At 57.5% G+C, this 13,083-nt stretch carries 11 protein-coding genes and 2 pseudogenes; all 13 read right to left on the reverse strand.

Annotated elements, in window-relative coordinates; all coding sequences use genetic code 11:
• Positions 1-112: 112 nt before the first annotated feature.
• Positions 113-331 carry a hypothetical protein gene (locus PG888_RS21280; RefSeq protein WP_270694310.1) on the reverse strand — a complete coding sequence of 73 codons (219 nt, stop codon included), beginning with the start codon at positions 329-331 and terminating at the stop codon, positions 113-115.
• 15 nt (positions 332-346) lie between these two features.
• Positions 347-514: pseudogene (locus PG888_RS21285) on the reverse strand (IS4 family transposase); the annotation flags it as partial.
• A 19-nt stretch (positions 515-533) separates the two neighbouring features.
• Entirely contained in the window at positions 534-2,147 is a 1,614-nt protein-coding gene (locus PG888_RS21290; protein ID WP_270815991.1) for an IS1634-like element ISAs25 family transposase, read from the reverse strand.
• Between the two features lie 90 nt (positions 2,148-2,237).
• Positions 2,238-2,459 (reverse strand): annotated as a pseudogene (locus tag PG888_RS21295) (IS4 family transposase); the annotation flags it as partial.
• 193 nt (positions 2,460-2,652) lie between these two features.
• Positions 2,653-3,861: a tyrosine-type recombinase/integrase gene (locus PG888_RS21300; protein WP_270694313.1), complete on the reverse strand. Its 1,209-nt coding sequence runs from the start codon at positions 3,859-3,861 to the stop codon at positions 2,653-2,655.
• A gap of 281 nt (positions 3,862-4,142) precedes the next feature.
• Complete coding sequence (locus PG888_RS21305; protein WP_213393609.1) at positions 4,143-5,948, reverse strand: amidohydrolase; 1,806 nt, start codon at positions 5,946-5,948, stop codon at positions 4,143-4,145.
• A gap of 196 nt (positions 5,949-6,144) precedes the next feature.
• Positions 6,145-6,912, reverse strand: coding sequence for a chitin disaccharide deacetylase (gene chbG, locus PG888_RS21310; protein ID WP_182939142.1), 768 nt, complete (start codon positions 6,910-6,912; stop codon positions 6,145-6,147).
• A 53-nt stretch (positions 6,913-6,965) separates the two neighbouring features.
• A complete protein-coding gene (locus PG888_RS21315) occupies positions 6,966-8,312 on the reverse strand; it encodes a 6-phospho-beta-glucosidase (RefSeq protein ID WP_042061965.1) in 1,347 nt (448 codons plus the stop codon).
• A gap of 148 nt (positions 8,313-8,460) precedes the next feature.
• Complete coding sequence (chbR, locus tag PG888_RS21320) at positions 8,461-9,288, reverse strand: transcriptional regulator ChbR (RefSeq protein WP_042061964.1); 828 nt, start codon at positions 9,286-9,288, stop codon at positions 8,461-8,463.
• Positions 9,289-9,342: 54 nt separating this feature from the next.
• Positions 9,343-9,696, reverse strand: a complete 354-nt coding sequence (gene chbA, locus PG888_RS21325) for a PTS N,N'-diacetylchitobiose transporter subunit IIA (protein ID WP_042061963.1) — start codon at positions 9,694-9,696, stop codon at positions 9,343-9,345.
• 49 nt (positions 9,697-9,745) lie between these two features.
• Complete coding sequence (locus tag PG888_RS21330) at positions 9,746-11,128, reverse strand: glycoside hydrolase family 1 protein (protein WP_182939143.1); 1,383 nt, start codon at positions 11,126-11,128, stop codon at positions 9,746-9,748.
• 83 nt (positions 11,129-11,211) lie between these two features.
• Positions 11,212-12,573, reverse strand: coding sequence for a PTS N,N'-diacetylchitobiose transporter subunit IIC (gene chbC, locus PG888_RS21335; protein WP_182939144.1), 1,362 nt, complete (start codon positions 12,571-12,573; stop codon positions 11,212-11,214).
• A gap of 14 nt (positions 12,574-12,587) precedes the next feature.
• Positions 12,588-12,905, reverse strand: a complete 318-nt coding sequence (locus PG888_RS21340; protein WP_033135185.1) for a PTS sugar transporter subunit IIB — start codon at positions 12,903-12,905, stop codon at positions 12,588-12,590.
• Positions 12,906-13,083 lie beyond the last annotated feature (178 nt).

The following is a 13,083-nucleotide window of genomic DNA, read 5'->3' on the forward strand; positions in this document are numbered from 1 at the left end:
AATCGGCTCAAACATGAAGAAATGAAATGACTGAGTCAGCCGAGAAGAATTTCCCCGCTTATTCGCACCTTCCTTAGATGACATAGAACGCCGTTTTTTATTCCATTTCTTTTTAATGGATAAAAGCCGACAGACTGACAATGTCGCTCACCGGAGTGACGCTATTGTCAGCGAAGTTGATGATCTTGTTGCCGTAGTTAAACGACCACTTGCCATCGGTACCTTGGACACACTCTTTCATCATCGCGTAAGCGGTGTCTTCAGTCAGTTGGATAACCTGGAAAGGTTCAGCAACCGAGTTAGTCATTTCACGCTTAGTAGCACCGTCCACAGACCTGTCTCTTGATCAGATCTCGATCCCTAACGCCATCATCTCTTTGGCGGCAATAAAGCCATCCAGTTTACTTTGCAGTGTTTGCCAGCCTTCCCAGAGTGTGCCCCAGCTCGCAATCCCGGTTCGCTTGCTGTCCATAAAACCTCCCAATCTGGCTATCGCCATGTAAGCCCACTGTAACCGACATTCCGCACCTGATTTAGGAATAAATTTGCCGATAGCGCTCACCCAATACCTCCAAAATGATCTGCTGGTCTCCTGTTAGCTCCGTTACTTGTGGCGGAGCTTCTCCCAGTCGATATTCATGGATGCCACCAAAGCGCAAAAAGATCCAACGGGCCGTCGGCTGCTGGGTCGGTTTCTTTTTCATATCCGCCACACTGCGATTCTGCTCCACTAATCCCTGCCGGATCCGGTGCTCCAACGCTGCGTAAATCATCAGGCTACAGGTCATCACCATGAGCAACGCTTCAATCCGCTCCGGCTTTTTCAGGTACAGTGAGGAGGTTAAAAACTCCGGGCTCTTGAGAAAACGAAAGCCCCGTTCGACATTCTGCTGCGCTTTATAGGTGGCCAACAGTTCGGCCATGGTCAGCGTATCGCTGTGGTCATTGGTCGCCAGGATGAACACCCCGGTCTGGTTGCGGGCCTCTTCAACGCAAGCCAGGCTAGTTGCCGCCAACCCAGTGATTTGAAACTGATGGCCAATTGGCTCTTCGCCACGCTTGGGTCTGCCACGTCCTGTATAAACGGGTTCACCTACCACTTCGGCATCCAGTTGCAGCAGCATCAAGCTGGCGGTAAAACGGCTCAACTCAGCTTGTGCATCCGCCTCACAAGCAAAGCGTCGGGCACACAATTTGGCGAAGGCTTTGAGCTCGCGGGTACTGTCTTTGAGCAGGTTTTTGGCCAATGTCTGCTGCTCGCGGTGGCTGGCCTGTTCGCTGCGCACCAGCAACCAACGTTGCGCGACCCCGGCATAATTCGCGTGTTGCCAACGGCCATGATAGCCATTGCCCAGAGCGGTCAGCGGTTGTGCACCTATGGTTGCCACGGCCTGCTTTGCCTCATTGAGAGTGACGGGCACCCGGGTCACAAATAGTTGCTGCTGTTGCGCCAGTAATTGCAAGGTATCGGCGCAGTACAGGGCGGCATCGCCGACCAGATAACGGCACTCCTGCGCGGCCTTGAGACTGCTCAAATGGCGACGAACCGTCTGGGCAAAGGCTTTGGTGTCATTACTATTGCCGCTCAGGGCCTGCATATAGACAGGTAGGCCGGCCTGATTTTCACAGATGAGCTCAAGGATCACTTGATTCAGCTCTGGCCGGTGATCACGACTATAACCACGCACCAGTTGCAGCTTACCGACCAGATCCCCATCGGCACAGTCATAGGCGCCATCGACGTGGAAGCTGGTAATATCGAGGTGCACTGCGGTGCTTTTGAGCCCCAGCCGCTCGACAACTTGCGCCGCCATCACCTGATACAAGGCGCTGACATCGGCCTCAAAGAGGGCATCGAGACAGCGACCGAGCACATCATCATTGAGGTCATCAGCACAGATCCCGGGGCCAATCAGGCGCTCAACCGGCTTGTTAGCGAAGAATTGCGGGAACATGTGCAGGGTGTGGCTGTGAAAGCCGAGGCCGTTCACTATCATGGCGACCAAGGCTTCACCATGTGAGACCTTGAAAGGCGGGGTTTTGGGGAGCAGGGCATCGATCATGCGGGCAATGCCCAGTTCTTGGCAGAGTGCGGCGACCAAACCAAGGTGATCGAGGTTACGGATGGAGATAGCGGGAGCGGCCATGATGATCTACCTGCAAAAGAGAGTAATAGATCAGAATGGCCGATCGCCGTCAAGCACCGAAAATAGCAAAATCAGGTGCGGAATGACGGATTCATCCTTGGTCAGCACCGTTTCACATGACTGGTGTTCTACATGCTCTGCTTCCCGCAGTAACCCCTGGGCTCTGAGTTCTTGAGGCAGCGTGAAGCTTTCCCTCAGCTGTAACAGACGGACCGCCACGAACGAAAGGATCGACACCATCCGTTCCAAGTTATCGGGATCCTCCATCCGCTGCCGCTCGGCTCCTGCTCCGGTTTTCCACGCTTTATGAAAAATGGTGAGTAGGCCATAGGAACCTCCCCCACAGCCCCTCTCAGAACGGTACAGCACCAGTAGAAGCTCCCGTCACTGGGGGCAAGCGGGTTCAGGAACTGTCAGAGCAGCATTGCTTTGGCAAAATGCCATCAACGGCTAAGAAAGCTAAAAAGAACATTTAAGGAAGCGGCCCATCAGGGCCGCTTCCTTCTTATTTAGTTGGCAAATTGCCAACCACAAACTCAGCCCAAGCATCCATCATCGGGCGTCGCTGATCTAGCAAGTCTGTGCGGTGGTACGCAGCCTCTACCTTGTTTTGCACCGTATGGGCTAATGCTCGCTCAGCGAGATCTCGCGCATAGCCTTGCTCGCTGCACCAGTCCCGAAAGCTGGAACGAAAGCCATGGGCAGTTGCCATTCGGCCAAGAGTAGAGCTCGCCGCTTTGGTTCTTCTCAGAAACATCGTCAGCACTGTGTCTGAGAGCGGTACCTGGTCTCTGGGGGATGGGAATACCAACTCGTCATGCAATCCCCTTAATCCCATCAAGATTTCGACGGCACGAAGAGATAACGGAAAACGATGTTGTTGCTTGGCTTTCATACGCTCGGCAGGCAAGGTCCAGATCTTTGCCTCCAAGTCTACTTCTGACCACTTCATGGCTCTGACTTCACCTGAGCGGCATGCGGTCAGGATCAAGAACTCCAGCATTGAGCGGGTTACATCGTACTGTTGAGTTGTTCTCAGATGTTTTTGCACAAATGCAGGGATATCACGCCAAGGCATCGCAGGCTGGTGTTCTACCCGCACAGACTTGCTGGGTTGTGCCGGTAGTAAGTGACCCACCACATCCACCGGGTTTGCGGAGATATAGCCGTGAGCCCATGCCCAAGCCATCACTGCGTGTAGGCGCTGCTTAACACGGCTTGCTGTTTCCGGGATCGTCAGCCATATCGGTTGCAGAACTGAAGCGATATGAGCTGGGGTTATCGCATCAATGGAGATAGCGCCAATGGTAGGAAAGGCATATTGCTCCAATGTGGTGATCCATTGCTTACCGTGTTTGGGGTTCTTCCAACCTGGTAGCAAGCTTTCGTAGACCAATCTGGCAGATGCTTCCAACGTCGGGATCTTCGGCTTGTTCTGCTCCTGCAGTCGGACCTCTAGCGGATCCAGGTTATTCGCCAGCTGTTCCCGCATTGCCTGTGCGTCTCGAGCTACATCAGCGATGGATATCTCGGGGTAAGTCCCGAGGCCTGCATTCCGCCGTTTCTTTGTCAGTGGGCTGACATAGCGGAATACCCACTTGCCTCTGCCCTTGGCGGTAGAAGGGTGTAGCGTCAAGCCTGTAACGCCACCGTGAGCAAGGGGTTTATCTTCCGGCTTGATGTTACGAGCTTTGGTATCGGTGAGGATTGCCATCAGGGAACCTCCTTGAGAATTGAATATGCCACGCAGTATGCCACCAGGCATGCGCAGTGGTAATATGTGATTGGGATGGATTGGACAATACTTGGCTATAACTTACTGATAGTAAATGGTGTGTTGGGTTTGTGTGGAGTTGATTGGACTTGATTGCGGCGGGCACCTCCTCCGCCATATTAAGAGAAAGCCCAAGCGATTCAATCGCTTGGGCTTTATCGTATCTGCGGTTTTGGTGGGAGAGGCATGGCCCAACGCAGGAAGGCGTCAGGCCATGGGGTCTAGTGTGGCTGATGATGCAATAGGCCTGCTGCCACCATGGCTGTCGTGGCCACCGCACTGCAGCGTGCAGAGTCCGTACAGCCTGTGGACTCCTGAGCTGTCTGCCCGTCACGTTGGTAGATGGAGACCCCCTCCTTTATCGTCTCTTCGATCCGGATATCGGCCAGAGTTTCCGGTTTCACCTTGAGCGGGTTTGCCGAGAGCACCACCAGGTCTGCCAGCTTGCCGACCTCCAGAGAACCTTTGTCGTGCTCCTCCTTGTATTGGGTTGCCGCCCACAGCGTCTGTGCCTTCAGTCCATCCAGAGCGGAGACCCGTTGATCCGGCCCGATAAGGCGCCCGGTACGACTGACCCGGTTGACGGTCGCATAATAGACCCGCATGGCGTCAGGTAATGCCACGGGGGAATCATGGTGCGAGGTGAAAATCATCCCCAGTTCACGGGCCCATCCGGTGGGGGAGATATGTTGTGCCCGCTCTTTGCCAAGCACAGAGTCACTGTGCCAATCCCCCCAGTAGAAGGTATGCATCGGAAAGAAGGAGGGGAAGATGCCGAGTCGCTGGAATGAGGCGACCTGATCCTTGCGGGCGGTCTGGGCATGGATGGCGACAAAGCCACGATCCGGCTTGCCATGTTGCTTCTCGCTGGCCTCAATCCCCTTGATCAGCTGATCGATGGCTGCATCGCCGTTGACGTGGGTGAGCAGTTGCCAACTATTGCGCTGCGCCAGTTCGATATAGCTGGCGGCCTGTTCGTCGCTCATGCTGGGATAGCCCTTGTAATCGGCCTTTTGCCCGGCAGGGGGAACAAAATAGGGCTGGGTCAGCCAAGCGGTTTTTCCCTGGGGGGATCCATCGAGGTTGAGTTTGGCTCCCGCGACCCGAAAACCGTTCATGTAGCTGCTGGAGTAGTAGGGTGGGGCAATGACATCCCGCGCAATCTGGATATCGGGATAGGCCGCCACGTCGAGGGGCAGCTTCTCTTTTTGGGCCAGCTGGTACATGGTCTTGACCGCGGAGGTAGAGGCGCGTCCCTCCTGAGCCGTGGTGTAACCGAAGCTGGCATAGAGTGTCATGCCTGCCTTGAAAATTGCCTCGTTTTCTCTGTCATTCAAGTTGGCGAACATCGACATCAAGGTGCCAAAGAAGGCCGTCTCCTCCAGTACCCCATTGGGCGTTTTGCCGTCCGCTTCACGGCGGATCTTGCCCCCTTCCGGATCCTTGCTGTCAGGCCCGAATCCGGCCAGCGCCAGCGCCTTGCTATTGAGTGTCGCGAGGTGACCGGACTGATGAATGATGAGCACCGGGAGCTCCTGTGATACGGCATCGAGCTCCTGACGGGTGGGATGGCGCCCCTCCTTGAGCTGGGAGTCGTCATAACCGAAACCCAGTATGATCCCGTGCGCCTTGTTTTGCGGCTTGGCGACCCAGTTTCGCAGCGATTGTTGCAGGGCCGCAATGCTGTTTACCGCCCCATCCGGTGGTGCCAGCAGATTGGCGGAGAGCGCCTGGATACCGGTGTTGAACACATGACCATGGGCATCGATAAAGCCCGGGATCAGGGTCTTGCCCTGCAGGTCGACCACTCGGGTTTCGCCATCACGCAGCGTGAGAATGTCGGCCTCACTGCCCAGCGCCAGAATGCGGCCATCCTTGATGGCCAGCGCCTGCGCCGTCGGAGCCGCATCATTGACGGTAACGATATCGCCACCGAGATAAATGGTCTGGGCGGTGGGTTTGGCGGGGCTTGCGGCATTGGCCGAACTGGCCGCCAGCAATGCGATGGCGATAGGGGTGATTTTCATGTGACATGCTCCATGCTGAAAGGTCACTGGGGGGAAGGATCACGGCATTTGCCCAATCAGGCAGGTTGTGAAGGAAATGTGCAGAATATACAAGGATATACCCTACTCAAATGTGACACAGCAGTGAATTTACCGGCCCCGTCACAAAAGCACGGGTCACTCCCTAGCCCCGTACCGGCTCCCCTTGTCATCACTATTACGGTTGCCACTCCCGATAGCTGGTAAGGCGGTAGCCGCACTCGGCGATAAGGGCGGGCAGGGACGGGTCGGTCAGGATCGCCAGTTCGTTGAGGCGGGGCTGGCAGTAGGAGCTGACCTGCATCTCCAGATCGATAAAGGAGGGGTGGCACATGATCTCGAGCGAATGGGCCCCCTGTTCACTGGCCTCATCGAGCAGTTGCAGCAGGTTGGCCTGGGTCAGCTGCGCGCCGTAGAAGCGGTCGTCAAACCGTTCGCAGCTTTGCGAGTGGGTGACGGTCAGACCGTGGCGGGCTATTTCGCCCCGGTCGATGCGAAGGGGCAGGTCATGCGCCTTGGCGAAGGTCTCCACCAGCGGGTAGATAGTCGGCAGCATATGAACATGGTGGTGGCTGTCGATATGGGTCGGTTGCTGGCCGAAGATCTCGACAAAGCGCTGGTACTGACTCGCCAGCTCGCCGGATATCTCGGCCAGATCCAGCTCTCCCGCCTCGCTCTTGTGCCAGATCCCCTTGTTGAGCTCGCCCTGCTCGTTCACCAGCGAGGTGAGCGGCGTGAGCGGCTTCCCCCAGCTGAGCATAAAGTGCAGCCCGACTGGCAGTTCGGGAAAGCGTTCGGCCAGCCAGGCGGCGTGTTCGATAGCGGGGGAGGTGACGATAGCGCTGGTGGAGCTGACGACCCCGTGCTCGAACGCCTCTACGATGCCGTAGTTCTGGGCGCGGCAGAGGCCGAAGTCGTCGGCGTTGATGATCAATCTCTTGCTCATGAGGGTTCCCTTGCGGTTAAGCGCCCCGCCGGTTCGGGCGGGGCGTGCTGGCCTCAGGCGAGGGCGTCGATGGCGGCGGCGAAGTTGGGCAGGTGTTCGCGGTGGGCCAGCAGCAGCTCGCGGGCGACGATGCGGGCATCGTTGTCGGAGTGGATCAGCGGGTTGAGGTTCATCGCCAACAGCAGGTCGTCGAAGTTGCCACTGATGGCGGCCTTGGCGGCGGCGATCTCGAAGCTCTTGATGAGGTGCACCAGCCCGTTCACCTTGTCGTCAAAGCGGGTGAGGCGCGGGTGGGGGATGGCGCCGTCACGTCCGATCAGGCAGCTCATCTCCACCGTCCAGTCGGCCGGGATATTGGTGACATGGCCCTGATGGGGCACGATGACGTAGTGCTCGCTCTGCTTGTCGTTGTAGATGGCGCTGATCACCTCGCAGGCGGCATCGGAGTAGTAGGCGCCGCCACGCAACTCCAGCTCCTTGGGCTTCTCGCACAGCTCGGGGTTCTGGTAGAGCTCGAACAGCTTCTTCTCGACCTGCTGCACGACTTGAGCCCGGGCGCCGCCCTTGTAGAACTCGCCCATCTCGATCCCCAGCATCTCTTTCTCCTTGAAGTAGTAACGCAGGTAGGAGCAGGGGAGCAGGCGCAGGCCGCGGATAAAACCGGGGTCGAACGGCAGATCGAAGATGTTCTTGACCGAGCTGGCACGGGTGAGGCTGCCATCGGCGACCCCTTCCAGCAGCTCGTCAAAGCGTGACTCGCCGTTGACCAGCACGTCACCGATAAAGACCAAATGGTTGAGGCCAAACAAGTCCATCGAGAGGTGATCCTGTTCGGTCAGTTTGAGGGCATCACGCACAAACATCTGCATGCCGACCGGAATGTTGCACACCCCGATAAAGCGGCGGAAGTTGGTATGACGGCGCACCGCTTCGGTCACCATGCCAGCCGGATTGGTGAAGTTGATAAGCCACGCATCCGGGCAGAGCGCTTCAACGTCGCGGATGATGTCGAAGATGACCGGAATGGTGCGCAGCCCTTTGAACAGTCCGCCCGCGCCGTTGGTCTCCTGCCCCAGCATGCCGTGGCTCAAGGGGATTCGCTCATCCTTCTCCCGCGCCTGCAACTGGCCGACCCGCAGCTGGGTGGTGACGAAGTGGGCGCCAGGCAGTGCTTCGCGGCGATCTAGGGTTTTGTGCAGGGTCATGGGGATGCCCGCCTGGCGGATCATCCGCTGGCAGAGATCGAAGATGATGTTCAGTTTCTCTTCGCCTGCGGGGATATCCACCAGCCACAGCTCGCTGATGGGCAGCTCGGCATAGCGCTTGATGAAACCATCGACCAGCTCGGGGGTGTAGCTGCTGCCGCCGCCTATGGTGACTACCTTGATCTTCTCGCTCATAAATCCCTCTTCATCGATCTTTATCGGTTTAACGGTGGCCGCTCTGTCATCAGGGTGAGAGTGGCCGCAGCCCTCTGTGGCAGGGGCTGGTCAGGTACTGTGCTCTGTAGTGCAATCTGTTCTTTTTACATGGAGTTCGGGTCCGGCATCAGGCCGGGCTTTCAAATTTTGGGTAGAGATATTTGCGGTAACTGCCCGGGGTAAACGAGGTCAGCTTCTTGAAGTTTTTGATAAAGAGGCTGACGTCGTTGTAGCCGGTCTCGAAGGCGATATCGGCCACCGAGTTGTTGGTGACTTCCAGCTGCATCTTGGCGTAGTTGACCCGGATCTCGTTGATGATCTGCATCGGCGTCTTGTTGTAGTAGCGCCGGGTGGCCCGGGTCAGGTACTCCTGGCTCTTGCCACAGAGCGAGACCATGTTGGCCAGCGCATCCTCGGCAAAGAGGGGGCGATCGTGCATCCGCTCCACGGTTTCGTGGAGCCAGATCGGAAGATCGTCGCTGGCAGAGGTGTCCTTGTAGTGACGCAGCCGGTTCATCACCGCGTAGGTCACCACTTCGAGAAATTCGGTCAGCGCTTCTTCCCGAAATCCCGGCGAGACCAGCACCGACTCGATGTAGCTGAGGAACTCGCTCTTGAGCGCATAGGCCTGGGAGGCGACGAAGTGTTCCGGCAGCAGGTATTTGAAGTGTTCGTCGAAATAGGTACGGGTGATCCCGACGTTGAAGATGCGGGTGGTGCCGAACTCGTAGAAGCTCTGATGGCGGGAGCCGAGCGGGATAAACACCAGATCCCCCCGCTCCAGCAGCACCCGCTTGCCGTTGACCTCCTGATAGTAACGACCGGTCAGTACCAGGGTGAACTCGTAGTAGTCGTGCTGGTGCAAACCGGTTCCGCTCACCTGCTTGTTGTAGATGAACATGTGGAACGGTTTGTTGTTAAACAGTTCGGTTTCCCGGATTGTTTTGACGCTCATGAGTCGCTTCCTGATCTGCGGGCCGATGACGGGGCCTGGCGCCCCGTCCGGAGGTTACTTGCTCTGCAGCTTTTCGTGCAGCTCGATCAGCTCGCTGATCAGCTCACGGGCCAGCATGGAGGTCATCAGGTGATCCTGGGCATGCACCAGCACCAGAGTGACCGGGATCTTGCCTTCGCCCTGATCGTCCTCGATCAGCTGGGTCTGCACCAGATGGGCGGCATTGAGCGCCTCGCGGGATTGGGCCATCAGCTGATGAGCGGCGGCCAGATCCCCCTCCTTGGCTTTTTTCAGGGCGGTGTAGGCGAGACTGCGGGCCTGCCCGGAGTTGATGATGAGCCCCATTACCACCTCTTCCAGATCGTTGCAGGTGGCGGCCTCTTCAGTGATGTTGTCCAGATCGAACATGTGTCGTTCCTTACGTGAATGCGTTGATTGAAACCGTTAGTGAAAGCCGTTAATTGAAACCATGGTTGCGCGCGACCTCGGCAAACCAGTAGCCACTCTTCTTGATGGTGCGCTGCTGGCTCTCCAGATCGAGTCGGACCAAGCCGTAACGGTTCTTGTAGGCATTGAGCCACGACCAGTTGTCGATAAAGGTCCACAGGTGATAGCCGCGGCAGGCACTGCCCTCTTCCAGTGCGCGATGCAGCCACTCGAGGTGCTCGCGAATGAACTGGATACGATAGTCATCCTCTACCCGCCCCTCGACACCGATAAAGCGATCTTCACCCTCGACCCCCATGCCGTTTTCGGAGATATAGCAGGGCAGGTTGTCGTAGTTGACCCGCAGGTCGGTGAGAATGTCGTAGATCCCTTTTTCGTAGATCTCCCAGCCGCGGTGAGGGTTCATCTTGCGGCCCGGCATTTCGTAGTAGTCGAACAGATCTTCCGGCGTGCGCGGCACACCATGCCAAGCCACCTCTTTGGCTTTGACCCGACGGGGCTGGTAGTAGTTGATGCCGAGGATATCCACTTTACCGGCGGCGAGCAGTGCCTTGTCACCCTCTTCGATCTGCGGCAGCAAGTCATACTGCGCCAGCAGGGCGACCAGTTCCGGGTCATAGCTCCCCTTCATGGCCGGATCGAGGAAGCTCTTGTTGAGCAGCAGATCCGCGATGCGGGAGGCGGCGATGTCTGCCGGATCCTGTGAGCGGGGATAGGTCGGGCTCAGGTTGAGGATGATGCCGATCTCGCCATCATGCTGACAGGCGCGATAGGCCTGCACGGCACCGGCATGGGCCAGCGCTGTGTGGTAGGCAACCGTCGCCGCCCGGCCGAAATCGACTACGCAGGGGTAGTGATAGTGGCCAAGATAGCCACACTCGACCGGCACGATCGGCTCGTTGAAGGTGAACCAGTGTTTGACTCGGCCGCCAAACAGGTCGAAGCAGCGGGTGGCGTAGCGCACATAGGCGGCCACCACTTCCCGGCTCTCCCAGCCGCCACGCTCCTGCATGCACATCGGCATGTCGAAGTGGTAGAGGTTGATAAGCGGGGTGATCCCCTCGGCCAGCAGCCGCTCAAAGACGGCATTGTAGAAGCTGACCGCCTCCTGATTGATCTCGCCAGTGCCGTCCGGGATCAGCCGTGACCAGGAGATGGAGGTACGAAAACTGTTGTGCCCCAGTTGCTTGAGCAGCCTGATGTCGCTCTCGAAGTTGTCATAGAAGGTGGAGGCATTGGTCGGGCCAACCCCGTTGTGGAAACGCTCGGGCTCGATGGCGAACCAGTAGTCAAAGATGTTGGCGGATTTGCCGCCGCGGTTGGCGGCGCCTTCCATCTGCGGGGCCGAGCTGGCGCTGCCCCACCAGAAGTTATCCGGAAAACGATACTGCATGGGTGATTTCTCCAGGCTGGTAGGGGAGGAGCCTTGCTCCTCCCCTGTTGTCATCGAAACGTTGGTTATCAGAACACGGGTCATCAGAACTTCAGGGCCAGAGCGATATCCTCTTCGCTCTCCTCTTCTTCATCGATGACGTTCTGCGCCTTGTTGGCAATCAACACGAAGGGGATATACATCATGGTCGCGACCCCCAGGTTGAATATCGCCAGACAGAAGGCGGCCACGCTGCCGTTGGTGTTGAAGAAGGCGCCCAGGCCGGTTGGCATGGTCCATGGCGCAATGTTGGTGATGGGCGGGATGATCCCGGCGTAGTAGGCCGCCATGGTGATCCCCATCAGTACCGGGTGCACCAGAATGAAGGGCACTACCAAGATGGGGTTCATGATGACCGGCAAGCCGAACAGGATGGGCTCGTTGATCTGGAACAGGCCGGAGGGCAGACCCAGTTTGGCCACCTGACGGTAGTCATCGCGACGGGAGACCATAAAGATGGCCAGGATAAGGCCAAGGGTGGCACCGGTACCGCCGAGGAAGACGAAGGAGTCGGTGATCGGCTTGGCCCAGAAGTGGAACTCTTTGCCTGCCGCGATGGCCGCTTCAACCGAGCCGTACTGGTTGTAGAGGGCGACGTTTTCCAGGGCAAACGGGAACAAAATGCCGGATTCCAGCGCGGTAAGTGCCAGCATGCCGTGTACCCCGAAGAACCAGAGGAAGGAGGAGAAGACCACGTAGACCCAGCCGACCAGACCGCTCATATTGGACAGCGGCTTGGCGATGCTGTCCATGATCAGCTGGTGGAAGTTGGTGCCCGCATCGCTCAGCAGATAGGAGATGACCCCCATGATAGAGAGGATGATGAAGCCCGGAATGAGCGCGGAGAAGGAGCGGGAGACCGAGGCCGGAACGCTGTCAGGCAGGGTGATCACCCAGTTGCGACGGACGATAAAGGCGAACATCTCGGCCACGACGATACCGATCAGCATGCCGGAGATGATGTTGGCTCCGCCCAGCCAGTTGGCGCCAATTGCATAGGATTCACCCACGCTGAATGGGGTGACCGTCATAAAGGCTGCCACCGCCAGCAGGCCGGAGGCCAGGGGATCGGTCTTGCGCTCTTCGGCCAGCGCCAGACCGATAAAGAAGGGGGCCATCAGGGACATGATCCCCAGAGTGCCGTTATAGACGTTGCCGCCGATGCTCTTGAGGCCGTCCAGAGTGGCGATGGTGGCAGGATCGAGCCGCACACCGATGGAGTAGAAGAAAGATCCTTCGCCAAAGCTCAGGAACACGTTGTTGATCAGTACGAACATGGCCCCGACCAGTGTCAGGGGCATCATCTTGATAAAGCCGTTCTTGATGGCGTTGACATGAGGCTGTTTGCCCAGCTTGACGGCAATGGGCAGTATGACCTTCTCCAACGATGCGATGATGTTGCTCACAGGGATCTCCTTACCTATGCGAGGCTCTTCTTGATGGAGGCGACGGCTGCTTTCAGCACGCCCAGCCCGTCGACCTTGCCGTAGAGCAGGGTGTCAATCACCTCAACCGGTTTGCCCGGCAGTTGCTGCTGGATTTCCGGCAGCATGTAGGCGATTTGCGGGCCCAGCAGCACCAGGTCGGCATCCTGCCCCTTCTCGCCGGCCAGGGTCTCCGGGTAGGCATCGATCAGCACCGGCACATCATATTTTTCCGCTTGGGCCTTCATCTTTGAGACCAGCAGTGATGTGGACATGCCCGCAGAGCAAAACAGGTAGATACGCTTCTTTTCCATAACCATTCCCTCAACGCTTGAAAACCAGATAGACGGATTGTTCGAGATGGTTGTCTGTCGCACTGCCGAGACAAATCAATCATCTGAAATTGACCTCATTGTCTTAACCATCCCCTCATATGAGCGAGGCGTGGCGCGGCTTCTGAGGTATGATCGCCATCCTTGACCAGCTAATACC

It is taken from the genome of Aeromonas sp. QDB23 (genome assembly GCF_027707745.1).
GTDB classification, from domain to species: domain Bacteria; phylum Pseudomonadota; class Gammaproteobacteria; order Enterobacterales; family Aeromonadaceae; genus Aeromonas; species Aeromonas allosaccharophila.